The sequence below is a fragment of the Streptomyces sp. NPDC002640 genome, from assembly GCF_053592575.1.
The window spans coordinates 217,749-242,552 of record NZ_JBSFVZ010000012.1 but is presented as its reverse complement, the minus strand read 5'-3'; the positions used below and the strand labels follow the sequence as shown (position 1 = coordinate 242,552).

Here is a 24,804-nt window from a genome sequence, read left to right as displayed (position 1 = left end):
GTCCGCGAGCACCGGTCGGTGTCATGGCTACGTCGTCCCCGCGTTCGCCGCCCGGGGCAGGACGACTCCGCGGAAGCCGCTGATCCGCAGCAGCACGACCCCCGTCGCGTCCACGGCTCGGTAGACGTCGTCGAGGGAGTCGTGATGCACGGTCACGCCCTGAGGGTGGGCCAGGGCGAGGTCCGCGTCGGAACACGGTGCGTACAGGTCGACACGGGAGATGTGGCGCGGCACGACGACCTCGTGCGTTCCGCCTCCACCAGGCACGAGGGTCCGCGACCGCAGCATCGCGCACAGCAGCAGACCGGGCACGGCGAGCCGTTCCAGAGCGGATCGCCCCCTCAGCGCCTCCGGCCGGAGGCGCCACAGCGCGGCCGGCCCGCTCCCGGTGTCGCGCCAGCGCCAGGTGTTGACGAACGGTCCCGTCAGGCGCACCGGTGAGTCGGCGTAGTAGTACGGGTCGGGCGGCAACGGGCGGACCGGGCCGCTCAGGGGTGGCACCCGCTCCTCGGAGGGCGGATCGCCGAGGACGACCCGGGCGGCGAAGCAGCGGTGCTCCCGCCCGGCATGCCCGGCCGTGGCCGTGCCCCCGTGCACCGTGACGGAGACGGTGGTGGGTCCGGCGCCGCCGTCGGTACGGGCACGCAGGGTGTAGGCCCGTCGGGCGGGGCCCTGGGACGGGCGGACGAACGCCTCGAACGAAGCGTCCACGATCCGGGTCGGGGTGACGCCGGGGTGGAGGGCGAGAGCCGCCTCGGTGGCCGCGGCCAGGAGGAAGGTGCCCGGAACCGCGGGACGGCCACGCACCAGGTGGTGGCCGAGGTAACCGTGCTCGGGACCGTCCAGATCGAGTGCCCACCGGACCTCACCGTCGGGGCCGGGACGGACGTCTCCGGTGAGGAAGACGGGCCGGCCGCTCGTACGCCCGGTCGACGACCCGGTGGTGTGCAGCCCCCGCGCCCCTCGCGACGCGTGGTCGGCAGCGGCTCCGTCGGCTTCCTCCTCGTCCGCCACCAGCGCCGGCAACTCCGCCCGCAGCAGGCTGAGTTCGCGCTCCCCCAGGTAGACGCTGGAACCATGTCCGGCGCGGTCCGGGGCTGTCTCCCCGAGGAAGAGCGCCACGCCCTCGGCGTCGCCGACGGCGGTGAGGCGGCCGTGCGCGGTGAGCCGGTCGGCAAGGGCGGGCTGCGCGGCGAAGTAGCCGCTCTCCCGCCACAGGGGGAAGCCGAGTGTGATCTCCCCCGTCGCGCCGGGGAGGTCGGCCGCGGCAGCCAGGTACGCGTTGGCCGGTCCGTAATCGATCTCCCCGCGCAAGGGATGGACAGCCGCCACGGACGCCACGTTGCACCACAGGCGCGGGCGCGGACGGGTGAAGGCATCGCGGAGCAGGTGATAGCCGGTGACCTTGACGTCGCGAACCAGGCGGAAGTCCTCGAGCGTCTTCCGTTCCAGGGGAGCGGTGCGGCTGCGGGTCGCGGCGTGGAGGAACAGGTCCACCCGGTCGTGGCACGAGCGGACCCGACGGGCCGCGGCGTCGACGGCCGCGGGATCGGTGATGTCGCAGACGACATAGCGCACGGCCGTGCTTCCCGCGGCCTCGCGCAGCCTCGCCAGGTTGAGTGCCGCCCTCCGGCCCGCCAGGTCGCGGTCGGCAAGCCGGGCGGCATCGGCCACTCGGAGTCCGCCGGACCGCAGGTGACGGGCGATCAGGTCGGCGCGCAGTGCCGGGAGCCGGCCGTCGGGCGTGTTCAGGACCTCGGGCGGCAGACGATCAGGGTCCGTGGTCCCGAGGAGCCACAGCGCCTCCACGTCACGGCTTGCGACGAGGGCGGTGAGGAGAGCGGTGGTGACGCCGCCTGCTCCGCCGCTCGCCACGACGACCTGCCCGCCGTCGTCGTCACCGGTGTCCTGACCCGGGGGCAGCGGCCGGGGCACGAGTTCGTGTACGTGACGGCGGCCGTCGTGGTACCACACGGCGGCGGACCCGTCGGAGCTGCGCCACTCGCGGGCCAAGCGCTCCCACGCCGTGCCGGGGTCGTCCGTGCCGGACGCGACGACCCGCAGCGGAAGATCCGGGTGATCGGCGCGCAGGGCGGGGACGAGGGCCGTGAACAGGGCCGCCTGCGGGTGTTCCGCGGGACCGAGGACCGTGACGCCGAGCGATCCTCCGACCGTGCCCGTTCGGGTCCTGGCGAGTGCCCTCAGCAGCAGTTCCTGCAGGCCCAGGGCAGCCCGGCCGGGAGCCTCCGGCCACGGACGGGGGTGGGCCAGGACCCGTAGGTGCCCGGCCGCACGGTCCACGGCGTCGTGCAGATCCGCCTCGGAGCCCGGCCTGAGACCGGGTGGTGCTTCGGGGTCGGTGCACAGCAGGACGGCATCCGCGCTGTCCGCGAGAGGCCGGAGACGGGTGGCTGAGCGGGCGTCGTCGCTGAGCAGCAGGGCCCGGGCGGGCAGGGCGGGGACGAATCCGCTGCCGCCGTCCGTCCAGGGCGCTGCCCGGTGCCGGGTCACGTGGCGCACGGTCAGGTGGTCACGCCGTCCGGGGGAGGCGGAACCCGGGGAAGGCAGGGCGAGGGTGGGCGTCGTCGAGGGCTCCGCCGTGACGAGCCGGGCCAGGAGTTCCACGGCGCCGGATGCGGCGTGGAACTCCTGCCCCGGGGACGCGGACGCCTTCACGGTGAGGCCGTCCGGGTGCCTGGTGGGGGAGCCCGCACCGGCCGGCTGCCCGACGGCGGGCGCGGGGGTGAGCCGGGCCACCACCGGCCACGCGCGGCGGCGTGCGGTGGACTCCTGCGCGAGTGCCAGGAGAAAGGCGCCCTCCCGGGCCGCCGGGGCGCAGCCGCGGGGGCCCGTGTGCTGGGACCCGGCGTCCACGGCCAGTACCAGGGCCAGTTCCGTCTCGCCGGTGGCGAGGTACGCGGCCGCGGTGTCGAGAGCGGTGGCCGTCGAGGTCCGGCCCGTGTCGAGGCAGATGCTGGCTCCTCGCAGGTCGTACCTGGCGGTGAGGCGGGAGGGAATGACGTTGGGCAGGACCCCGGGCATCGCGTCGGGGCCGGCCGGGGGAACGGCTGCGCGTGCCCGGTCGAGGAGCCGCCCGGCGGCGGCGCGACCCCCGGGATGGTCACGCACGGCGCGGGTCAGGGCGTCGGCATGGGCGCGCAGGGCGTAATGCACCAGGGCGGACGGCACGCCACTGTGGGCGGCGAGGACGGCCGTGCGGTCGCGGACCGGCTCCCAGATCGGCCCGTGTTCGCCGGCGAAGCGGTGTGCCGTCTCCAGAGCCAGCGTCTGCGCCCTGTCGATGGCGCGCACCGTCGGGGCGGGCAGGCCCACGGCGGCGAAGGACGGAGGCTCCTCGTCGAAGCGCCGGCGTGGAGCGGGACCGGTTCCGGCCAGCCAGCCCCGCACCGCGTCGGTGGAGGAGGAGCCCGGCAGGTGCGCGCTCCACGCGACCAGGACCAAGGGGTCCGCGCAGGACTCCCGCGCATCCGCGCGGGACTCCCGCGCATCCGCGCGGGACTCCCGCGCAGTGGGTGGAGCCTCCGGTGGCCCGGGCCACGGGTCACCGAGCAGAAGGTGCCCGTTGGTACCGCCGAAACCGAACGCCGACACGCCGGCGATCCGGGGCCGGCCCGGCCGGGCCGGCCAGTCCCTGGCCGTGGTGGGCACCTCCAGGCCGCCCAGTGGCCGGGAAGCCTGCCGGAAACCGGGCTGAGCGGGGATACGCCCGTGCCGCAGGGCGAGGAGCACGTGCGCCACGGACGCGGCGCCGGCAGCCCAACCCGCGTGTCCGATGAGGGATTTGGTGGCGGTGCACTGCCAGCCGGCCTCTGGAGCGTCCTCCCCCAGCGCCTTGATCTCGGCGGCGTCACCCGCCGTGGTCCCGGTGGCGTGTGCCACGATCCAGTCGATGTCGTCCGGTGCCAGCCCTCCCTGCTCGCGGGCCCGGCGCACCGCGCGGATCTGACCGGAGGGATTGGGGGCCGCGATGGACCGGCCCCGCCCGTCGGCGGCGGCGCCGAAACCGGCCAGTACCGCCAGCACCGGGTCGCCGTCCGCCCGCGCGCGGTCGAGGTCCTTCAGGGTCAGGAGCACCGCGGCGTCGCTGAAGAGCGTGCCGTCGGCCTCCGCGTCCAGCGCGAGCAGCCGGCCGCTCGCGGAGAGCCCGCCGATCGCCGAGAACAGCACCGACATGGTCGGTTCGAGCACCGACACACCGCCGCACAGTGCGAGGTCCGCACGGCCGGAGCGCAGCAGTTTGGCTCCGATGTCGAGGGCGTAGAGGGAGGAGGAGCACGCCGTGTCGACGGTGACGACCGTCGGATCGCGCGGCAGGATCCCGCTCAGTGCGGCGTGGACGGCCTCCGCCGCTTCCGGAGCCCCCGCACGGGCCTGCGGGAAGGCGGAAACCAGCGCGGCCCGCAAGGAGTCCTCGTCGTCGCCCGGTGGGGTCGTCTCCGCGGTCGCGGCCCACTCCTGGACGACCAGGTCCGACATGACCGTGTGCAGCAGACTCTGGCTGCCACCCGGCCAGGCACCGACCACGCACACGGCGCGGTCGGAGTGCCGGGAACGGACACGGGCGGTCGCCTGCCGGGCACACTGCCGCAGCCAGCGGACCTCGTGCGGATCACCCGCGGGGTCGATGTCGTCGTGCAGGAAGCCCGCGACCGGGGAGTAGGTCCGGTCGGGTTCCTCACGGCCCTCCCGGAAGAAGTCCGTCTGCCGGTAGCGCCCGCCCGGCGGGCCGAAGGGATTTCCGGGACGGTTGAGCAGGGTCCAGAACGCCGGTGCGTCGTCCGCGCCGGGAAGACGCAGGCCCATGCCGACGACCGCCACCGCGGCGTGCTCCGGCGGACGTGCCGGCCCCCCGCGGCTCACGCCGTCCGCCCCTCGGGCCGGCCGCCGAGCTCCAGCAGGAGATCGGCGACGTCGGCGAGGGTCCGACCCCGCAGAGGGTCGGCCTCCTCGGGCGGCCGGATGCCGTAACGGGTGTACAGGGAGGTGAGCATCTCGGTCTGCCGCAGTGAGTCGACGCCGAGATCGGCCTCCAGGTCGGCGTCGGCGGTCACGACCTCCGGCGGATAGCCGAGACGCCCGGCGTACTCGGACCTCAGAACCCCGATCAGATCGGCTCGCCGCGGCAGTTCTCCGGCGCCTTGGCCGACCGCGGCGCCGGAGGACGGACCCGCGTCGTGCGAGCTCTCCACCGCTTCCGGACCGGTGCCGCACTCCGCCTCCGCCTCCGCCTCCGCTTCCGTCTCCGTCTCCGCCGTCCCGTCACGGGGCGGCGGTGCCTGCCCGGCTCGGAGAGGCCCGAACCCGCGCGCCTCGTCCGACGTCTCCGACGGGAGCACGGCGACCGGTGTCGCATGGGCGGACTCCGGTTGCCCTCCCGCCGCCCGGGAAGGAGCGGCGTGTCCCGCGCCACCGTTCTCGGGCAGACGCCCCGGTGCGGTCCCGGTCGCCACCAGCACCGGGGCCAATGCCTCATGGACACCCCCGGGCCCGGTACGGCGTGCCAGGGGAGCCGCCGTCGTCACCCCCGGCAGTGCCTGGAGGACGAGCCGGGTGACGATGTCCTTGCCGCCGCACTCGACGAACACGTCGACCCCGTCCTCCTCCAGGTCGTGCAGGGCGCGCCGGAAGTCGACAGGCCTCACCATGTGGTCGGCGCCGACCGCCGCGACGTCCTCCTTCGTCCCGACGTACCCGCCGGCGATCGGTGAATAGACCCGGCGTCCGGGCGCCCGGCCCTCGGCACGGTGGACGAGCGGCCCGAACTCGTCGGCCGCCCCACGCATCCACGGACTGTGGTACGGATAGGCCGCCTTGACGCGTACGGCCTGCACGTCCAGGGCACGGGCCACCCGCAGGGCGGCGTCCAGCGCCTCGTGAGGCCCGGACAGCACGGACTGGCCGGGTCCGTTGACGACGGCGACGTTCACGGCCCAGTCGTCCACGAGGGCCGCCAGGTGCCGCGCCCGGCGCCGGTCGAGCGCCACGGCGAGCAGTCCACCGGGGCGCCGGACGGCACGGCGGCAGATGCGGTCGCGCTCGCAGATCAGGCGAGCCGCCTCGGAAGGGGTCCACACACCGGCCAGGGTCAGTGCCGCCCACTCACCGAAACTGTGGCCGACCAGGACGTCCGCGTGCACGCCCTCTGCGGCGCAGACCGCCGCTCCGGCGAGCGAGAGGGCGAAGATGCACAGGTGCAACGTTTCGGGTGACTGCTCGAGAAGCTCGTCGAGCCGTGGTGCCGCAGGATCCAGCAACAAGTCGGACACCCGGCGGTGGCCGTGACCGGCGGAGATCTCGTCCACCTCCCGCAGGATCCGTGCGACCTCGGGATGCTTCTCGGGGAAGCCGGCGAGCAGCCCGGGCACGTAGGCGCCTTGGCCGGGGAATACGAATGCGACGCGTGATGTCATGGCGAGACCTCAAGAGGGGGGGTGACTGTTCCTGACGGGCGGCGAGGCGCACGGACCGTGGCCTGACGTGTCAGGGGGAGCGGTGCCGGTGTCCGGCGGAGCTGCGGAGGTGACCGCGGCCGGCGGAGATCGTGGGCAGGCAGCGGCGGATCGACACGCCGGCCGACGGCGGACTCCGGCATCGACCGACGAAGGCCGACCGGAGAACCGGACCGGAGTGTTCATCGGACCACCGACCACCTCGGCCCGGCAACAGCGCACGTGCAGGCGGAGGTCGCACTCGTGTACTACCGCGCTCCCGGGACCCCTCAGCGTCCCCCCTCGTGCCGCCGCGTTCCCGCGTGGGCACCGTGCAGTGCGGGTAACACACCACGGAGAGGAGGTTCCCACGATGACCGCCTCCCCCCATGAGGACCGCTATGCCGCCGGCGTGGAACGCATGCGCGAGGTGGGTGGTGCGGAGGTCGCCGATGCCTTCCTCGCCTCGCTCGACAGATCCGCCCCGGATCTGGGCCGCTACGTCGCCGAGTACATCTACGCGGACCTCTACCGACGCGACGGGCTGGACCTGCCGACGCGGCAGTTGGTCACGGTGGCCACCCTGGCGGCCCTGGGAGGCTGCGAGCGGCAGCTGTCCCTCCACATCGGCGTCGCCCTCGACGCCGGAGTTCCGGCGACGGTCCTGATGGAGCTGTTCATCCACCAGAGCGCCTACGCCGGTTTCCCCCGCGCGCTCAACGCCGTGGCCGTGGCCGCCGAGGTGTTCGAGGCACGGGGACTGCTGCCGGGGGCTCGCGAGCGGGACGCGCACCCGCACGGCGGCAGCACGGACGGCGGAGGCTGACGCGGTCGCCGATGCCGCCGACCTCACCCTCCGAGGCCCAGTCCGCCGTCGATGTGGATGTCGGCGCCCGTCACGTAGTCGCTGTGCGGCCCGCACAGCCACAGCAGGGCGGCCGCCACCTCGTCGGCGGTGCCGGGCCGCCCCACGAAGGTCTGCCGGGTCAGCGCTTCCCGGCGGCGCTGCGGAAGGGCCGCGAACATCCCGGTGTCGACGATGCCGGGGGAGACCATGTTCGCGGTGACACCGAACTTGCCGAACTCCCGTGCCAGGGAACGGGTCAGACCGAGCAGCCCCGCCTTGGACGCCGCATAGTTGGCACCGCCGGCGGCACCGGTCGTCGCGAAGACCGACGAGAGAAAGACCATGCGCCCCCATCGCGCACGCAGCATGGGACGGGACACCGCCCTGGCCAGGCGGAAGGCCCCGGTCAGATTGGTGTCGACGACACGGGTGAAGCTCTCGTCCGTCATCCCCGCGACGGGAGCGTCGTCCGTCACGCCGGCGTTGGAGACGAGGATCTGCGCCGCCCCGTTGCGACGCCGGACCTCGTCCAGCGCTTCCTCCACCGCCTGGGTGCGGGTCACGTCGCACGGCAGGCAGAGGAGGCCTGCCACCGGCCGGTCGCCGCGGTGGAGCACCGCCACACGGTCGCCCGCCGCCGCGAAGGCGCGGGCCACCGCCAGACCGATTCCCCGGTTTCCCCCGGTGACGACGACGGAACGGTTCATGTCCTTCTCCTCACAGCACGTCGGCCAGGGGGCGGTACTCGCGATGGTGGCCGGTGATCCCGGCCAGCACGGTCAGAGGCAGCGGTGTGCCGTCGGGGGCCAGGAACGCGCGGAGCGCGCGGAACCCCGGCGTGAAGTCCCGTACGCCCGCGTAGTTCGGCTCACAGGCGTCGGCCAGTGCCTGGTACTCGGTGATGTCCACCTCGGTCCTGGACTCCAGTTCGCCCGTCAACCCAGGCCGCCGCACCGGGCCCGGCGCGAGCTCCATGCGGCAGAACTCCGAGGAGCACCCCGATCCGTAGGAGAAGACCCCGATCGAACGGGTGCGGGACGACGCCGGAAGGTGGTCCAGGAGACTGACCAGGGCCAGCAGGGTCGTGGCCGCGTAGGCGTTGCCGACGAGCGAGGGGTGGCGCAGCGACGGTTCGACCCTCCTGGCGAAGTCCTCCGCCACTTCCTCCGAGCTGCTGACGCCCAGGCTGCGGCACAGCGACCGGTGGGCCCCTCGCACCGCACCCGGAAACGGCGTGTGGAAGGCCAACGCGTCGAACCCGTCCAGGAAGCCGCCGTGCGGCACGCGACGGGTGAAGTCCCGGTAGCTGCCGGTCAGGCAGGTGATGTACGCCAGCAGGGAGAGGTCGGTGTCGATGACATGGTCGACGGCGCCGGGGCGGCAGACGTCCATGACGTCGAAGCTGTGGTACCCGCTCTCCTCCGGTCGCGGCGTCAGCAGGCCCGGCCCCGGACCCAGCAGGGCCGCCACCGCACCGGCACCTTGGCTCGGCTCCGCCGCGGTGCCGCGCACCAGGCGCGGAACATCGGAGGCGATCACCAGGGCACGGGCGTCGGGCCGGTCGGTGACGGCGAGCTGCGCGACGGCCAGTTGCAGGGCGGCCAGCCCCGCGTAGCACGCCTGCTTGACCTCGAAGAGGCGGCAGGTGTCGGGGAGTCGCAGGAGACGATGCACCCACGTGGCCGCCGATTTCGACAGATCGATGCCGGACTCCGTGGCGACGACGAGCAACTCGATGCCCGCCCGCTCGTCAGGCGTCAGCGCCTCCGTCAGGGGGCGGGCCGCGTTGACCGCGTAGGTGACCACGTCCTCGCAGGGCAGGGCGACGGTCTTGCGACGCATGCCGAGGCCTGCCGACCGGGCCGGCGCCAGCCCACAGGCACGGAACACGTCCGAGGCATCGACCGAAGCGACCCCGCAATAGGCGCGCAGCGCCTGGATTCCGATGGTGCGCATGGTTCTCCTCACGGTGGGGGCCACGCCGCCAGGACGAGGGACGCGTTCACGCCTCCGAAGGCGTAGCTGTTGCTCAGCGCCCGGCGTGACCGGTGGGGGGTCGTGCCGGGGCCGACCAGACGGATGCGGTCGTCGACGGACTCCCGCAGGCCGGGATTGGGGTGTGCGTACCCGCCGGCCAGTTGCACCGCGGTGACGACGGCCTCGACGAGGCCGGCAGGTCCGAGACCGTGTCCCAGAATGCCTTTGGTGGAGTTGACGAGCGGTCGCGACGCCACCGGCACTTCCGCGAACACGGTGTGCAGCGAGACGCATTCCACCGGGTCGCCCACCCGCGACGCGGTGGCGTGGGCGTTGACGTAGCCCACCTGCTCCGGACGCAGGCCCGCGGCCGCGAGGGCGGCCAGCATCGCCGTCACCTGCCCCTCGGTGTCGGGTGCCGATCCGCGCCGCCCGTCCAACCGGATCGCGTGACCGGCGACGGCGGCCAGCGGACGGACGCCGCGACGTAGCGCGCGGCCGGCCCGTTCCACCACCACGGCGGCGGCCGCCTGCTGGTGGACGAATCCCTGACGCCGGGTGTCGAAGGGACGGCACACGGAGATGTCCTCGTCCGCCGCCATGGCCCCGCTGTTGACGAACGCCGCCCGTTCCAGCGGAGACAGTTCCTGCACGGGGGCGACGACGACCGCCGTCTCCGCATGGCCGTCCGCTACCAGCCTGCTCGCCTCGATCAGGCCCACCGCACCGCTCGCCGAGGCCGCGCCCGTGACGCGCCCCTCACCCCGTGCGCCCAGCAGGTCGCTCACGGCACCCAGGCAGTCCGTCTCGAAGCAGTTGCCCACGTGTCTCGCCGGTGCGTGTCCTCCGCGGAGGAAATCCCGTACGGCGCCGTACTGGTAGTCGAGAGCCGGCTGTGCGCCGGCGATCACGACCGCGGTCCGGGAGAGCACGTCCGGCTCCAGTCGGGCGGCCACGACCGCCTGCGCCGCCGTCCATCCCCCCGACCGGGTCGGGAGCGTCGCGCGGCCCACCACGGAGCGCAGCCGTTCCCTCCAGCGCGGCGGAAGCGGGGCACCCTTGTCCGCCCACGCGGTGACCGGTGGGCCGTCGAGCGAGCGTGCGGCGCCCGTGGGCCGGCCCCGTCGCAGCAGGTGGTCCAGGTCGCTCAGCGTGCCGCAGGCCGGATGCAGGACGGCCGCGGCGGAGATCACCACGGGACCGTCCCGCCGCTCCCTCACGGGGCGTCCTCGCAGAGTGCGTCCACCAGGGCGTCGATACTGCGCGCGCCGCGGAGTTCGTCCACCTGCGCCTGGCTGTGCAGCTCGGTGAGGACGCCCAGCACGATGTCCGCCCGTTCCAGCGAGTCGGCGCCCAGTTCCGCCAGGTCGCTGTCGTCGTGGATGGCTTCGGCCGGCAGGTCCGGGAGGACCGAGCGTACGTGGTGGCGCACGACGCCCCGGACGTGGTCGCGGTTCACGGTGCCTGCCGCTGCGCGAGCTGCTGGCGCACGTGCGCCGAGAACTGCTCCACCGTGGGGTTCTCGTACACCGCCGCCACCTTCTCCTCCAGCCCGTAGGCCGCGTTGACCCCCCCGATCAGCTCCACGCCCAGGACGGAGTCCAGGCCCAGATCCTCGAAGGGAGTGTCGTCGGCGATCTCCGCGGGCTCGCAGAACAGCGTGGTCGCCAGCTGCGACCGGACGGTCTCACGGATCGTCTCGATGGTGGGAACAGCCATCAGGTCAGCCTTTCTCGGACGTGACGTAGGTCGGGAGCCCGCGCTCGCCCCGCGGCGCACCGGGCCCTGCGGGCTCGAACCAGCAGCGGACGCGCTGGAAGGGATACGGCACCAGGTGCACCCGGCGCGGGGCGGGAACGGACGGCACGTCGGGCCACCGCGGCCGCTCTCCGGCGAGCCACCGCGGCACCTCCCGCGCACCGTCGCACGGGGAGAGGCCCGCCGCGGAGCCGTCCGGAGGCACCAGGTACGCGCTGGTGCCTCCCTCGGCCAGCGCGCGGAGGCCCGCGGCGAGCTGCGCGGCGTCGGACGCGATCAGGACACGTCGCCTGGCCAGTGGCACCCGGGCACGACGCAGGGTGTGCACGACGGACGGGAAGTCGGGCGCGTCCGGCCCCTGGAGCAGCGCGAACAGCGCCTCCGCAAGCTCGCGCAAGGACCACTCGCTCGCGGCCGACACGGGCACCGCGAGCGGCAGCGGCGTCTGCAGTGTCCGCGGAGCCGGAGCCGGAGCCGTCGGTTCGGAGGCGCAGGACTCGATCAGGGCGTGGGCCAGCGCTCCGCCCACCCCGAAGGAGTTGACCGCCGCACGTCGGGAGTGCCGCCGGTCCTGCGTCTCCCACGGCACCGCTGTCAGGGCCGGCCTGACCAGCGGCGCCGCGGCGGCGACGTCGGGGTGCGGACCGCGCAGCCCCGCGACGGGCGGGATGACGCCCGAGCGCACCACCAGGGCGCTCTTCACCAGGGAGACCAGCCCGGCGGCGGCCTCGAGGTGGCCGATGTTGGACTTCACGGAGCCGAGCCACAGGCTGCCTCCGGGGCCGGAAGCCCGTCGGAGGCCGGCCATCGCGCGCCTCAGTGCCTGGATCTCGACGCTGTCGCCGCCCGTACCCGGCCCATGGGCCTCGAAGTGGCCGAGCGAACCCAAGGGTGTGCCCGAACGCCGCGCGACTCGGCGCAGGAGTTCTGTCTGCGTCGCGGCATGGGTGGAGGTCAGGCCGCCCGAGCGGCCGTCGTGGGACACGGCCACGTCCCGGATCACCGCGTGCACCGGGTCGCCGTCGCGCTCGGCGTCCCGAAGCCGTTTCAGCACCACGCAGGCGCCCCCCTCACCACGGATGTATCCGTCACGCGCCGCGGCGAACGGCACGGAGGCGCCGGTGGGCGACAGCACGCCCGCACGGTAGGCGTTGCTGCTGTAGAAGCCGTGGCAGAGGACGTTGGCCGCGGCCGCGAGAGCGATGTCGCAGTCCCCGCTCCGCAGGCCCTGCACGGCCAGGTGTACGGCCGTGAGACCGGACGAGCAGGCCGAGTCGACGGCGTAACTGGGGCCGGTGAAGTCGAAGTGGTACGAGATCAGGTTGGCGAGGAAGGCGTTGAGAGTGCCGGTGAAGGCCGCCGGGTCGTGAGCACCCGCGGAGATCATGCGCTCCCGGTACTCGGTCATACAGGCGCCGGTCACGACGGACACCGGCCTGCCCCGCAGCCCTTCGACGTCGAGGGCCGCGTCCTCCAGCGCCTGCCAGGCGAGTTCGAGCAGCATCCGTTGCTGAGGGTCCGCCCAGGCGGCCATCCGGCGGGAGAGCCCGAAGAAGGCCGCGTCGAACCCCGCGAGGTCCTCCAGCAGGCCGGCCCTGGGGGCGGCCGCCCCGCCCGTGTCCAGGTCGACGAAGCGTTCCGGAGGGGCGGGGCCGATGACGCTGCGCCCGGCCAGCAGCAGGTCCCACAATTCCCGCGGACCCTCTGCTCCCGGGACCCGGCAGGACATGCCGATGATCGCCACGGGCTCCGGTAGGGAACCCGTCGGGCTGCTCTTCACTGTCACCCGGCCTCCTCGCGGCGGAACCTGGTCGAACACGGCGAAGGTAGGCGGGCCGGGGTGCGCGCGGGGCACGGAGGCGTGACGGCTCGTCCCGGCACACGTGGCTGCCGCGTACCGGATGCCGGTCAGTCTGGGCCTCGCACGGTCACCGCCCGCTTCCCGGGAGATCGGCGGCGGACACGGGACCGGGTGGTGGCCGAAGCGCCTACGGAAGGGCAGGGCCAGGTGCGGGTGGAGGACGTCCACGTGGCGGCCACGGGCAGTTGGCTGCCACCCGCGAGAGGTGTGAGCGCCGCGGTGCGGGCCGGTGAACTGGGGCAGGACGAGGCCGGCCGTCTCGGCCTCGCGTCCGTCTGCGTGTCCGACGCGGTGTCCGCCCCGGAGATGGCGGCCCGTGCGGGACGGCGCGCGGTGGCTCGCGCCGGCCACGCGGCGGAGACGTTCGCCGCCGTGCTCCACGCCGCGAGCCATCGACAGGGACCCGAACTGTGGTCGGCTGCCGCTTACGTACAGGCCGGCACCATCGGAGGAGTGTGCCCCGCCGTCGAGGTGCGGCAGGTGTGCAACGCCGGAATGGCCGCCCTGGAGCTGGGAGTCGCCCGCCTGCTGGTGGAACCGGGCAAGGACTCCGTACTGATCACCGCCGCCGACCGCTTCCCGGCACCCGGTTTCGACCGCTGGCACAGCGACCCCGGAACCGCCTACGGAGACGGCGGTGCCGCCCTGGTGCTTTCCCGGCGCACGGGGCCCCTGCGGTTGCTGAGCGTCGTCACGGAGTCGGACCCCGAACTGGAGGGAATGCACCGTGATGATGCGTTGGCGGAGTCCGTCGCCGGTGTCGACCGCCGTGTGGAGGTGGCTGCCGCCAGAGCCGCCTTCACCCGACGGATGGGCGCGGATTTTGTGGTCTCCCGCATCGTGGACGGGCAGCGGCGAGCGGTGCGCCGGGCGTTGGCGGATGCGGACACGACCATGGACGCCATTTCGCTGTTCGTTCTGCCGAACCTGGGGGTCAGCCGTATGCGAGCATTCTATTTCCGCTCCTTGCGTATCGCTCCCGAACGCAGTACGTGGGCCTGGGGGCGTACCGTCGGCCACCTCGGAGCGGCGGATCAGTTCGCAGCCCTGGACCGCTGCGTCGCGGGCACCGGACGGAAAGGGGCGAGGTATCTGCTCCTGGGTGCCGGAAACGGCTTCTCCTGGTCCGCCGCCGTTCTTCAGGCGACCTGCTGAGCGGAACAAGGAATCGGGTGGGTCTTTGTACTCCGCCGTCCGTTTCTGTGCGCCGGGATGAAGTCGCTACGGCGGAACAAGAATAAAAAGGCGTGCCAATTCCCTCGGTGCTGCACCGTGGCCGTGACGGCTCGGAGCGGTGAGAAAGGCCTGTAAGGCTACTTGTGCATTCCCGGCTCGTCGGTCTAAATGTAAGTGACGAGACTTCTTTGCATTCTCGACGACTCGGCACGGCCGTGCGGGACCGGATCGGAGCTGAAACCTTTCTGCCGCCCGCCCCGGCCCTGCGGGACCACCTCCCCTCCTCATGTGATGGCGGTCGTGATGACGCATGAGCAGTGGTGCACCGGACACCGTCCGCAGCTTTCGTGCACTGCCCCTGTTTCCCCTCTCCGCGAGGGCTCGGATGCACCCGTGAGCCGCTCGCCCCTCTCCGATCCGGAAAGCACGATGCCCGGACTCCTCGCGCCTCGGTTCCGGGATGGCGGGCCGCGCGGAGCGACGATCACCAGGCGTCGTCCATGCGGGCGGTGACCCCCCGCCGCGGTACGGCACCGACGCAAGGGGACCCGACGTGAGATTCCTGCTGCTCGGCTCCGTGGCGACGGACACCGGGGCAGGCCCGCTGCCGGTGCCCGGTCGACACCGAAGCGCTCTGCTGGCCGCCCTCGTGCTGGCCCGGCGCCAGGTGCTGACCGAGGAAACGCTCACCGATCTCCTCTGGGGCCTGCGCGTCCCGCGTGAGCCCCGTGCCGCCCTCAAGGCACAGATCGGTCGGCTGCGTCAGTACCTCGACACGGTCGAGCCGCTGGGGGCGGGCCGACGCCGGTTGGTCACCCAGCAGCCCGGTTACCGGCTCGACGTCGCCGAGGAGGAGACGGACTTCGGCGTCTTCCTGCGGGAGGTGCGGGTGGCGGAGGACGAGGCGCCGCGCAGTGCCCCGGACGCGATGCGGAGACTGGAGAACGCGGTGCGGCTCTGGCGGGGACCGCTGGTGTTACCCGGCGACAACCGCGTCCTCGGCCTCGACCTGGCCGGCCGACTGGAGGAGGCCCACACCTCGGCCCTGTCGCTGCTCGGGACGCTGCGGATCGCGGCGGGTGACCCGGGCGGAGCCCTCCCTGACCTTCAGGCCGCCTCCGCGCTGTACCCCTACGACGAGCGCTTCCCCGCTCTGCAGATGGAGGCACTGGCCACCATGGGCCGGACGGCCGAGGCGGTCGATCTCTACAGCCGCACCACGCGCATACTGCGCGACGAACTCGACGTGGCGCCGGGGCCCTTGCTGCAGAGACGCGTGAAGGCACTCCTCTCCGCCGATCCCGCGCGGCGCCCGCACCTCACGCCGCCTCCCAGCGGCCCGCACCGCCGACGTCCGGCTCCGGACCGGTCCGTCCGCACCCCGGCACCGATGCCGGGGGGAGAAACCCTCGTCGACCGGGAGCCCGCCGCGTTCCCGGACGCGAAGGACGCCTGGCAGAGCCTGCTGCGACTCCTGGACCGGGACTCCCTGGTGGGACTGCGGCCGACGTCCGTGGGCGGCACGCTCCTGGGCGAAGCCGTCGATGACGCGCTCCACGGCCGGCACCCCGTCGCGGGGCTGGGAACCATCGGGCGACGTCCCGTCGCCGTCCACGCCCTCACCGCACCGGTGACACCCGGCAGCACGGCCGACGACACCCGGGCCCAGCGACGCCTGGCCGACATCGCCGAGTCCGGTCACATGCCGCTGATCACGCTGGCGACAGCCGATGGACCGGAACCGGCTGCCGGAGCCCGGCAGCAGACGGCGTTCACCCCCCGCTTCCGGGCCGCGGCGCCGGGTATCACCGTCCTGCTCGACGCACGAGCCGGCCCGGCCCCCACCGTCCACCTCGCCGACGACCTCCTCCTGCGCGCCGTCGACACCCTCTCGGCCCGGAGCCTGTTGCGCGCGGTGCTGGCCTACTTCCCGGAGCGGACGGGCACCTGGCGCCCCACGAGAGCCGCGCAGGACGGTCCGGCGACCGCCACGGGCCCTGTGGTCGAGCCGTCGACGGCCGCCCTGGCCACCATGCTGGACCCGGGCAGTTGGACACCGGTCGTCTCGGCGGGCCACCAGGAACTGGGGCTGGCTCGTCTCGGTGGCCATCCGGTAGGCGTGCTGCGGTGGAGCTTCGACGGCCCCGACCTGACCGCCGACGCGCTGCGGCTGGTCCAGCTCTGCGACGGTTTCGGTCTCGCCGTCCTCACGGTGATCCAGGGCTGCGGTTCCGCGGACGCCGGGACCGACCTGGCGGACAAGCCGGTGGTCCTCCGGTTGCATTCCGTCCTCGCCGGCTCCCTCGTGCCCCGTCTCACCGTCGTCTCGGAGGGACTGGCGGTGCGGACAGCGGCCTTCGAGGCCTGCAGTGACGTGATGCTGTGGTGTGACCGACGGCACATCGCGGCTGATCGGCGGTCAGCTGCCGAACCGGCTCTTCGGCTGCGCTCCCAACTGGTCACGTCGCTGCTGGCGCTGCTGCGGGCCGACGAGAGGTGAGCCGACGCGCGTCACCGCGCTCCACCACGCGTCACCGCCACGGCGCCCAGGAGGCGCACAGCGCGGGTCGCCGTGGCCAAGGCGCGTCACGGGGAAGGAACGGTGCCCGCCGGGCGGCTCAGGGGCTCAGCCGGACGGGCAGCGCCTCGAGCCCCCGCAGCGTCGCAGCGCCCCACACGAGATCCTCCGCCGGTACGGCCAGCCGCATCCGCGGGTAACGGCGCACCAAGGTGCCGAAGACCTCCCCCAGCTCCAGCCTGGCCAGCGGCGCTCCGAGGCAGTAGTGCGGTCCTTTGCCGAAGGTGAGATGACTGCGGTCCTGGCGTGACAGATCCATCTCGTCGGCGGGGGAGAAGTGCCGGTGGTCGTGGTTGGCGGTGGCCACCCCGACGATCACCAGGTCGCCCTTCGGGATCACCGTTTCCCCCACGGCCAGGTCGCAGGCCGCGTACCGCAGCAGCCCCAGGGTGATAGGACTCTCCAGCCGCAGCAGTTCCTCCACGGCGGGCCCGACCAGTGAGGGATCGGCCGCCAGAGCCGACAGACGGGCAGGGTACCGCAGAAGGAACTGAAGGCCGTTGCCGATCATGTGGACGGTGGTCTCGGTGCCCGCGCTGAACAGGAGTCCTGCCATGGAGACGATCTCAGGAACCGTCAGGCGGTCGGTGCCCGCGTCACCGGACAGCAGGGCGCTGATGAGGTCGTCGCCCGGGTTCCGGCGCTTCGCGTCGATCAGGGACTCCAGATAGCCCAGCATCTCCTCGCGCCCGCGGGACACCGTGGCGACGGCCGCGTCGTCGACCGGCAGCAGGGTGATCTGTTCCAGCCACTGCTGCAGCAGCGGCGAGTCCTCCGCCGGCACTCCGAGCAGCCGGGACACCACGCGGTGGGGCACCGGCAGGGCCAGGCCGCGCACCAGGTCCGCATGGCCCCGCGTCGGCAGGGCGTCGACCAGCTCGCCCACCGACTCACGCACGAACGGGCGCAGTGCCTCCACCCGGCGGGCGGTGAAATGCCGTGCGACCAGCCGCCGCAGCCGTGTGTGCCGGGGCGGATCCAGCACCAGCATGTTGTCCGGCCAGGCGTCGAGCACCCGGAACTTGCCCGCCTCCAGCCGGCGGCGGACCTCGGGGGACGCGTGTGCGCTGTCGGTGCTCAGCCGCGTGTCGCCGGCCAGCGCCGCGGCGTCCTCGTAACGGGTCACCAGTGTCGCCTCGCCGGCGAACGACGTGGTGATGCGCACCACTCGTCCCGCCTCGCGCAGCGCGGCGTACCGCGGATAGGGGTCGACGAGTTGATTGAGGTTCCTGGGACGGCTCGGACGACTGTGGCTCACCGCTGCCTCCGGTCGGCTCCTGTGGACGGCGTGCGGCACAGCAGCCTGCGAGGCGCGGGCCGCGCGCCGGGGACGCGGAGGGAACGCACCAGCCGCACGGGCGTGACCGCGACGCCTCCGCCCCGTCCCCCGCCCTTCCTACGGTGACCGACGCACGGAGAGCGGCGACGACCGACGCGGATGTGAGGACGATGTCATGCACACCTCGAAGAGCGAGCGACCGGTGTCCCGGCCCGGACGGGCCGCGCGCATCGCCGACCCCGCCGCCGCACGGTGCGCCGAGGGCCGGACGTCATGACCGGACGGACGACCGTGACGCGCGCGGTGGAGCCACCGCTGGGTGTCGTCCGCCTCACCGACGTCCGCGGCGGCAACCGGATCGACGACCCGCTGTGGCGGACCTTCGAGGCCGCCCTGCGGGCCGTGGTGTCCGAGCCCGAGGTGCGGGTCGTGCTCGTCGAGGGGCTGCCCGGGATGTTCTGCTCGGGACTCGCTTCCGAACCCCTCAGGGACGCGCGGCACCGCGTGCCCGGCGGACTCGGACGGTTCGCCGACGTCCTCGTGCGCTGTCCCCTGCCCGTGGTCACCGCTGCCCAAGGGCACGCCCTGGGCGGGGGCCTGCTGTTCGCGTTGAGCGCAGACGCCGTCGTGCTGAGCCTGACGTCCTCCTACGCGGCGAACTTCATGTCCCTCGGTTTCACGCCGTGCATGGGAGCAACCTACCTCCTCCCTCACGTGCTCGGCGCCGCACTCGGTCAGGAGATGCTGCTCACCGGACGCCCCTACCGCGGAGCCGAACTCGCCGCCCGCGGTGCGGGAGTCGACGTCACCTCCCACCCACAGGTGCCGGTCCACGCACGCCGAACCGCCCTGCGTATCGCGCGGGCCCCCCGCCGCAGCCTGGAACTGCTCAAGGAACGCTTCGCCCGGGAGCGCCTGGCCCACCTCGCGCGGGCGATGGAGGCGGAGGTGGCCGCGCACGACGAGACACGCGCGGCAGCCCTCTCCTCCCTGAGCGGACGGGACGCGGAGGCGGTGTCCCGATGACCGACGTGCTCGTCCTCCCCGGCCAGGGCGTACAGCGACTGGGCATGGGCGCCGACCTCTTCGACCGATACCCCCGGATGGTCCGTCAGGCCGACGAGGTGCTCGGTCACTCGGTGCGCCGGCTCTGCTCGGGCGACACGGAGCGCCCCCTGCACCGCACGCTCCACACCCAGCCGGCGGTCTTCGTCGTCAACGCCCTCGCCTGCCGTCGGTGGGAGGAGGACCACGGCCGCCGACCCGACCTGGCCCTGGGGCACAGCCTCGGCGAGTACAACGCGCTGTGTGTGGCCGGCGCCTTCGGCTTCCAGGAAGGCCTCGCGCTGGTCGCCCGGCGGGCCGCCCTGATGGACACGGTCCGCGGTGGCGGCATGTCCGCCGTCATCGGCCTCACGGTCGACCAGGTCCGTGCCCGCCTCACCCGGCCGTCCCTGCGCCGCCTCGACGTGGCAGCGGTGAACACCGAGGAGCAGGTCGTCCTCGCCGGACCGCACGACGCCCTCGAAGCCGCCGTCCCTGCCCTGCGCGCCGCCGGCGCCCTGCGCGTCGTACCCCTGGAAGTGAGCGCCCCCTTCCACTCCCGCTACCTGTCCGGCGCGGCGAAGCGCTACGCCGAGGTGCTGAAGAGCACCGACTTCGCGCCACCGGCCTTCCCGGTCGTCGCCAACCGCACCGCGCGACCCCACCGGATCGGCACGGTGCGCGACCATCTCGCCGAACACCTCACCCACACCGTGCAATGGGCCGCCTCCCTGCGCCACGTCATGACGCGGTATCCCGACGCCGAGTTCCACGAGATCGGCGGGGCCGGCCCTCTCACCGCGATGGTCAGGCACACCCGGCGCGGGCTGTCGTCCTCCCCTCCCACAGACGCCATCCTCCGATCGGAGTGAGCCGATGCAGGCCGTCTACGCCGCCCACCCTTCCTCCGGCGACCCGCTGTCCGCCCTCCGGCACGGCCCCCAGCCACCACCACGACCACCGGCCCCGGACTGGACGGTGATCCGTGTCGAAGCCGCGGCGCTCAACCACCACGACCTGTGGACCCTGCGCGGCGACGGACTGCCGGCCCACCGCTTCCCCATGATCCTCGGCTGCGACGGCGTGGGCACCGACGAGGACGGCCGCCGGGTCATCGTCCACGGCTTGGTCTCCGACGCCGCCTGGGCCCACGATCCGATCCGCGATCCCCGCCACACCGTGCTCAGCGAGGGGTACCCCGGTACCTTCGCCGAGTTCGTCGCGGTGCCCCGCCGCTGCCTGCACCCCTACCCGCAGGAGTACTTCTCCGCCGCCGAGGCCGCCTGCCTGCCCGCGACCTGGCTGACCGCGTACCGGATGCTCTTCACCAAATCCGGTCTCCGCCCAGGCGACACCGTGCTCGTCCAGGGCGCCGGCGGGGGCATGTCCGAGGCGCTGATACAGCTCGCCTCCGCCGCGGGGTTCCGCGTCTGGGCCACCAGCCGCTCACCGGCCAAACGGGAGGCCGCCCGCGCCCTCGGCGCCGAAACGGCCTTCCCCACAGGGGCGCCGCTGCCCGCACCGGTGGACGCCGTGATGGAAAGCGTGGGCAGGGCCACCTGGAGCCACTCCCTCAGGGCCCTGCGACCGGGCGGCACCGTCGTCGTCACCGGCGCCACGACCGGGGCCGATCCTCCGGCGCTGCTCAACCGCATCTTCTGGCAGGAGCTGCGCGTGCTGGGATCCACCTCCGGCTCGCCGGGAGAACTGGACCACCTCATCACCTTCATGCGGCGGAAGCGCCTCAAGCCCACCGTGTCACTCCAACTGCCCTTCGCCCGGGCCATCGAGGGCTTCCGAGCGATGGAGCGGGGCGAACTGACGGGCAAGGTCGTCTTCCACTGGCCCGACGGGGGCGACGACCACGGGGGCGACGACCACGGGGGCGACGACAGCTCCCGCTGATGCCCTGTCCACCCTTCCCTGCTCACCGGACCACCAAGGAGAACCACCGTGCTACGACATGTCCGCTCTCTTCTCACCGCACTCGTGCTGCCCCTGGCATGCGTCGTCGCCCTGCCGACGCCCGCGTCCGCCGCACCCGCGCCCGCATCCGGGCAGTCCGCACTGGTGGACTGCCCGGGCTACGCCACCCAGGAGTTCGACCCCGGCCTGGTGCTACTGCCCCGGCAGACCTCCTTCGCCGCCGAAGGCACCTTCGGCCCGTGCGTCTCCACCTCGCCCGACCACGCCTTCGCCGACTACGAAGCCGAAGGAGAGGCGTTGCTGTCCTGCTCCGTCAGCCTGCCGGTGACCGGCGTCTCCGGCACCATCCGGTGGAGGGACTCGGCCGGCGACCCCACCGGTGTCTCCCGCTTCAGCGGAGGCATCTCGCTGACCGAGCGGCCCGTGGGCCAGAACGTCGTCGTCGTCGTCGCCACCATCACCTCCGGTGACTTCGCCGGCGATCAGCTGATCTACGAGATCGTGCTCCTCAACACCGACCTCTTGAAATGCCTCACCACCGGCATCGATCTGGTGGCCGGTCCCGCCAACATCACCGTCCTCCCCGTGTGAGCACTCGCGCTCCTCGCCCTCCGGGACGACGCCCGCACGGATGACCGGGGCGCAGTGAGGACCTCATGGGATCTCCGGCCGGTGTGAGGGCACATCGGCCGGAAACAGCGGTAGCCGAAGCGGTAGCCAGGTGTTGTCCTGGCAATCGGGGCACCGGCGCGCCCGCGTCCGGCCCCCTCTCCGATGCCGGAGGTATGGCGTGGATCCGGACAGCGACCTCCCGAGAACCGCAGCGGCGGCGCACGGTGTGCCCGAGACCGTGCAGTTGCCACAGGATCTGTCCCGACTGGACGACCCCTTCCCGCTGCTGGCCGAGCTGCGCCACAGCGCCCCGGTGGTGCGAGCGCGTCTGCACGACCGCTGGAACGTGTGGCTCGTCACGTCGTACCGAGCCGCTCGGCACGTGCTGCTGGACACCGAAACCTTCCGCAGCGACCACTCGTGGATCGCCGCCGCCGACGCGAAGCACGTGTCACCCATGCGGATGGGACTGCTCGACTGGGACCCGCCGCTGCACACCGAGGCACGTCGCCTGGTCCGACCGGCGTTCGCTCCGTCCGCCGTGCGCGACTTCGCCGCCCAGGTCCGCCGCCGCTGTCCGCCGCTCCTGCAGGCACTGTCCCCGACGGGGACCGCCGACCTCGTGGCGGAAGTGATCGAGCCGTTGGTCAACACCGCCGTGGGCGACTTCCTCGGCGTGCAGTGGGACGAGGCATTGGGCCGCCGAGCCGCCGCGCTCGTCGCCCCCGTGGACGACGACAGGGCGCGAGAACGGGTCGCTCGTGCCCGCGACGCGCTCGCGGCCCATGTCGACGCATGTCTGGCCGAGTCGGCCGAGTCGTCCGAGCGGCACACCGGCCTCCTGGCACGCCTCCTGACGGAAGGCGGTCCCGGCAGCCCGGAGAGCGGGGTGCCCCGTGGTCAGTTGGTGCTGCAGATGTTCGTCGCGGGGCGACAGAGCACCGTGGACTTTCTGGCCACACTGATCCGGGGACTGACCGGGACAGGGGCCCTGCCCCGGCTCCGGCATCCAGGAGCGCCACTCGCGGCCACCGTGGAGGAGTACCTGCGGCACGACGGCCCGATCGTTCGCGGCGTATGGAGGTTCGCCGCCCGGGACGGCCACATCGCCGGCACTCCGGTCGCCCGAGGTGACACGGTCCTGGTGTCCCTGGCCGCCGCCAACCGCGACCCCGCTGTCTTCGACCGTGCCGACGAGGTGGCGCCACAGCACCGTCCTCACCCCCATCTCGCGTTCGGGGCCGGCCCGCACCACTGTCCGGGAGCGCCGCTCGTCCGGGCCATGGCAGGGACGCTCGTGACGGAGATGGCCCGTCGCTTCCCCCGGATGAGCCTCGCTCCGCAGCGGGACCGCTGTCCGACGGACAGCGTGTTCCGGGGACCACGCGCCGTGCACGTACGTCCGGGCGGCGACGACGCCGGCGCGTGACGACGCCGTCAGGACCGCCGGTACCTCGCCGAGGCCCGAGAACCCGCATACCGACCACCGGCACAGGAGACCCATGCGACGTGTCACTCTGACCTGGCCAAGTCTGGACATCACCGTCACAGCCCGTCTCGACGACGCACGCAACCCCGTGCTCGCCGACACCTGGTGGCGCATGCTGCCCTACAGGAGCATCCAGAGCCACGCCGTCGTCGCCGACGGCCACATGTATCACCTCGCCCCGGACATCAACGCGGTCTTCGCGCAACGCCAGACACTGGAGGACCGCACGGACGCTCCGGACGGCAGCGTCTACCTGACCCGCCTGCAGCACCTGCTCATCAAGTACGCACCGGTTCTCGAACCGACCGTCTGCGCCCGCGTCGCGCAGGTCGAGGACGCGGACGTCCCGGCCCTGGCCACGGTGGCACGGCGCTGCTGGGAAGCCGTCTACCGCGGGCCGGGTCACTTCCAGGTCGAGGTCGCACGGGAAGGCCACCCGCCCGGGGCGGGCCTCGGGCTGCCACCCAGCCACGACGCGGAGCAACCGGCGGTGCGTGACCTCATCGACGACATGCGCCGGGCCACCGAGCGCATCTGGCTCACTCCCGCGCCCGAGGTGGTCGAGCTGCACGGCGGGAGGGTGCCACTGGGCAGCCGCGGCCAGTACTTCTCGACCCTGGTCTACGTCAACGGGGAGATGCGCACGCTCGGTTCGACCACGCTGAACCCCCTGGCCCGAGCAGCTCACGATCCCCACACAGACCTCGCCGGCCTCCTCGCGCTGACCCGCCCGCTGACCGAACTCCAGGCGGAGTTCCTCGGGCACTGCGGCTTCCGCACCCTGCGCGACCTCTTCGACCGTGTCTACGCGGTGCTTCCGCAGGTGCGCTCGAAAGACGACTACGGTGCGCTGATCGCGGAACTCGCGCTGCACGTCAACTGCCTCCGACGGTGGAACCTGCACTTCTTCCCCTGGCACCACGGTGACGAGCACCGCTGGACGGACGCGCCCTCGGCCGCGGACCGGCGAGCCGGGAGCCGGTGATGGACCTGGGACTGGAAGGCCGCGTCTTCGTCCTGACCGGCGCCACCGCCGGACTGGGCTACGCGGCCGCCTCCGCCCTCGTCCAGGAGGGCGCCCGCGTAGTGGTGTCCTCCCGTTCCCCGGAACGCGTGGAGGCCGCGGTGTCCCGCCTGGGCCGGCACGCCGTGGGCGTGACAGCCCCGGTCGAGGACCCGGCCACGCCGGCCCGGCTCGTCCGAGCGGCACTGCACCACCACGGGCGCCTGGACGGTGCTCTGCTGGCGACCGGACCGAGTGCTCGGGGCCGCGTGTGCGATGCCACCGACGAGCAGTGGCGGGCCCACTTCGACCACCTCTTCCTCGGCCTGCTGCGCACCGCCACCACCGTGGCCGGGCACCTTCCGAGCGGCGGCGCCATCGTTTTCGTCCTGTCGACCTCGGCCCGCCGTCCCCTACCGGATTTCGGCCTCTCCGACGGACTTCGTCCCGGACTGGCCATGGCGGCCCGGCAGATGGCCGCAGAGCTGGGACCGGACGGCATACGGGTGCTGAGTCTCGTCCCCGGACGCTTCCCCACCCCAGGATCTCCTTTGGGGCCGGAGGAGAGCTGCGCGGACATACCGCTGCACCGCTTCGGGACACCGGAGGAGTTCGGCAAGGTCGCCGCCTTCTCGCTCTCCACCGCAGCCGGCTATGTCACCGGCACCGAGATCGTCATCGACGGGGGCAAGCTGCGCTGCTGAGGCAACAGCTCGGCACGCCTGCCGAGGATCGCCGCACGGGCGCTCCCGACGCGCCGCGACCGGGCGTGCGCCCGTGGCGCGCGCCATGCGCCGACGACGTA

19 protein-coding genes are annotated in these 24,804 nt (G+C 73.1%); 10 read left to right on the top strand and 9 right to left on the bottom strand.

All coding sequences use genetic code 11. The features are described 5' to 3' along the window. Positions 1-27: 27 nt before the first annotated feature. Together ACWD3O_RS18530 and ACWD3O_RS18525 are read right to left on the bottom strand one after the other, a co-directional pair. Positions 28-4,881 carry an SDR family oxidoreductase gene (locus ACWD3O_RS18530; RefSeq protein ID WP_451416580.1) on the bottom strand — a complete coding sequence of 1,618 codons (4,854 nt, stop codon included), beginning with the start codon at positions 4,879-4,881 and terminating at the stop codon, positions 28-30. Then, positions 4,878-6,431 (bottom strand): acyltransferase domain-containing protein, encoded by a 1,554-nt coding sequence (locus ACWD3O_RS18525; protein WP_451416579.1) that lies wholly within the window; start codon positions 6,429-6,431, stop codon positions 4,878-4,880. The genes ACWD3O_RS18530 and ACWD3O_RS18525 overlap by 4 nt, the downstream gene beginning before the upstream one ends. A 391-nt stretch (positions 6,432-6,822) precedes the next feature. Between ACWD3O_RS18525 and ACWD3O_RS18520 the strand changes: the two genes are divergently transcribed. Further along, complete coding sequence (locus ACWD3O_RS18520; protein WP_451412512.1) at positions 6,823-7,275, top strand: carboxymuconolactone decarboxylase family protein; 453 nt, start codon at positions 6,823-6,825, stop codon at positions 7,273-7,275. Positions 7,276-7,298: 23 nt separating this feature from the next. Here ACWD3O_RS18520 and ACWD3O_RS18515 read toward each other — a convergent pair whose 3' ends face one another. The 6 genes from ACWD3O_RS18515 to ACWD3O_RS18490 are packed head-to-tail and all read right to left on the bottom strand — an operon-like array spanning position 7,299 to position 12,817. After that, entirely contained in the window at positions 7,299-8,003 is a 705-nt protein-coding gene (locus ACWD3O_RS18515) for an SDR family oxidoreductase (protein ID WP_451412513.1), read from the bottom strand. Between the two features lie 10 nt (positions 8,004-8,013). Continuing rightward, positions 8,014-9,252 carry a hydroxymethylglutaryl-CoA synthase family protein gene (locus ACWD3O_RS18510; protein ID WP_451416578.1) on the bottom strand — a complete coding sequence of 413 codons (1,239 nt, stop codon included), beginning with the start codon at positions 9,250-9,252 and terminating at the stop codon, positions 8,014-8,016. Positions 9,253-9,260: 8 nt separating this feature from the next. Next, a complete protein-coding gene (locus ACWD3O_RS18505) occupies positions 9,261-10,493 on the bottom strand; it encodes a beta-ketoacyl synthase N-terminal-like domain-containing protein (RefSeq protein WP_451416577.1) in 1,233 nt (410 codons plus the stop codon). Beyond that, complete coding sequence (locus ACWD3O_RS18500) at positions 10,490-10,732, bottom strand: phosphopantetheine-binding protein (protein ID WP_451412516.1); 243 nt, start codon at positions 10,730-10,732, stop codon at positions 10,490-10,492. Before ACWD3O_RS18500 ends, ACWD3O_RS18505 begins: the two co-directional genes overlap by 4 nt. Further along, positions 10,729-10,992: an acyl carrier protein gene (locus ACWD3O_RS18495; RefSeq protein ID WP_451412517.1), complete on the bottom strand. Its 264-nt coding sequence runs from the start codon at positions 10,990-10,992 to the stop codon at positions 10,729-10,731. The genes ACWD3O_RS18500 and ACWD3O_RS18495 overlap by 4 nt, the downstream gene beginning before the upstream one ends. Before the next feature lie 4 nt (positions 10,993-10,996). Then, the gene (locus ACWD3O_RS18490; RefSeq protein ID WP_451416576.1) at positions 10,997-12,817 is read right to left on the bottom strand and encodes a beta-ketoacyl synthase N-terminal-like domain-containing protein; all 1,821 of its coding nucleotides are present in this window, start codon (positions 12,815-12,817) and stop codon (positions 10,997-10,999) included. A 186-nt stretch (positions 12,818-13,003) separates the two neighbouring features. Between ACWD3O_RS18490 and ACWD3O_RS18485 the strand changes: the two genes are divergently transcribed. After that, entirely contained in the window at positions 13,004-14,047 is a 1,044-nt protein-coding gene (locus ACWD3O_RS18485; RefSeq protein WP_451412519.1) for a ketoacyl-ACP synthase III family protein, read from the top strand. Positions 14,048-14,621: 574 nt separating this feature from the next. Further along, positions 14,622-16,568, top strand: a complete 1,947-nt coding sequence (locus tag ACWD3O_RS18480) for a BTAD domain-containing putative transcriptional regulator (protein ID WP_451416575.1) — start codon at positions 14,622-14,624, stop codon at positions 16,566-16,568. 118 nt (positions 16,569-16,686) lie between these two features. Here ACWD3O_RS18480 and ACWD3O_RS18475 read toward each other — a convergent pair whose 3' ends face one another. Then, the gene (locus tag ACWD3O_RS18475) at positions 16,687-17,904 is read right to left on the bottom strand and encodes a cytochrome P450 family protein (protein WP_451412521.1); all 1,218 of its coding nucleotides are present in this window, start codon (positions 17,902-17,904) and stop codon (positions 16,687-16,689) included. A gap of 294 nt (positions 17,905-18,198) precedes the next feature. On the opposite strand from ACWD3O_RS18475, the gene ACWD3O_RS18470 reads away from it, so the two are divergent. From ACWD3O_RS18470 to ACWD3O_RS18440, 7 genes are all read left to right on the top strand, one after another. Next, positions 18,199-18,951, top strand: coding sequence for an enoyl-CoA hydratase-related protein (locus ACWD3O_RS18470; protein WP_451416574.1), 753 nt, complete (start codon positions 18,199-18,201; stop codon positions 18,949-18,951). Beyond that, positions 18,948-19,841 carry an ACP S-malonyltransferase gene (locus ACWD3O_RS18465; RefSeq protein ID WP_451416573.1) on the top strand — a complete coding sequence of 298 codons (894 nt, stop codon included), beginning with the start codon at positions 18,948-18,950 and terminating at the stop codon, positions 19,839-19,841. The genes ACWD3O_RS18470 and ACWD3O_RS18465 overlap by 4 nt, the downstream gene beginning before the upstream one ends. A gap of 4 nt (positions 19,842-19,845) precedes the next feature. Beyond that, positions 19,846-20,874: a zinc-binding dehydrogenase gene (locus ACWD3O_RS18460; RefSeq protein ID WP_451416572.1), complete on the top strand. Its 1,029-nt coding sequence runs from the start codon at positions 19,846-19,848 to the stop codon at positions 20,872-20,874. A gap of 48 nt (positions 20,875-20,922) precedes the next feature. Beyond that, positions 20,923-21,486, top strand: coding sequence for a hypothetical protein (locus ACWD3O_RS18455; protein ID WP_451412525.1), 564 nt, complete (start codon positions 20,923-20,925; stop codon positions 21,484-21,486). A gap of 259 nt (positions 21,487-21,745) precedes the next feature. After that, a complete protein-coding gene (locus tag ACWD3O_RS18450; RefSeq protein ID WP_451416571.1) occupies positions 21,746-22,936 on the top strand; it encodes a cytochrome P450 in 1,191 nt (396 codons plus the stop codon). Positions 22,937-23,009: 73 nt separating this feature from the next. Further along, complete coding sequence (locus ACWD3O_RS18445) at positions 23,010-23,981, top strand: cucumopine synthase-related protein (RefSeq protein WP_451416570.1); 972 nt, start codon at positions 23,010-23,012, stop codon at positions 23,979-23,981. After that, complete coding sequence (locus tag ACWD3O_RS18440; RefSeq protein ID WP_451416569.1) at positions 23,981-24,703, top strand: SDR family NAD(P)-dependent oxidoreductase; 723 nt, start codon at positions 23,981-23,983, stop codon at positions 24,701-24,703. Before ACWD3O_RS18445 ends, ACWD3O_RS18440 begins: the two co-directional genes overlap by 1 nt. Positions 24,704-24,804: the final 101 nt, after the last annotated feature.

Coding starts and splice junctions, on each gene's coding strand:
- ACWD3O_RS18470 (WP_451416574.1), top strand. CDS start 18,199: ATGACCGGACGGACGACCGTGACGCGCGCGGTGGAGCCACCGCTGGGT.
- ACWD3O_RS18445 (WP_451416570.1), top strand. CDS start 23,010: ATGCGACGTGTCACTCTGACCTGGCCAAGTCTGGACATCACCGTCACA.
- ACWD3O_RS18525 (WP_451416579.1), bottom strand. CDS start 6,431: ATGACATCACGCGTCGCATTCGTATTCCCCGGCCAAGGCGCCTACGTG.
- ACWD3O_RS18465 (WP_451416573.1), top strand. CDS start 18,948: ATGACCGACGTGCTCGTCCTCCCCGGCCAGGGCGTACAGCGACTGGGC.
- ACWD3O_RS18440 (WP_451416569.1), top strand. CDS start 23,981: ATGGACCTGGGACTGGAAGGCCGCGTCTTCGTCCTGACCGGCGCCACC.
- ACWD3O_RS18495 (WP_451412517.1), bottom strand. CDS start 10,992: ATGGCTGTTCCCACCATCGAGACGATCCGTGAGACCGTCCGGTCGCAG.
- ACWD3O_RS18515 (WP_451412513.1), bottom strand. CDS start 8,003: ATGAACCGTTCCGTCGTCGTCACCGGGGGAAACCGGGGAATCGGTCTG.
- ACWD3O_RS18520 (WP_451412512.1), top strand. CDS start 6,823: ATGACCGCCTCCCCCCATGAGGACCGCTATGCCGCCGGCGTGGAACGC.
- ACWD3O_RS18460 (WP_451416572.1), top strand. CDS start 19,846: ATGCAGGCCGTCTACGCCGCCCACCCTTCCTCCGGCGACCCGCTGTCC.
- ACWD3O_RS18510 (WP_451416578.1), bottom strand. CDS start 9,252: ATGCGCACCATCGGAATCCAGGCGCTGCGCGCCTATTGCGGGGTCGCT.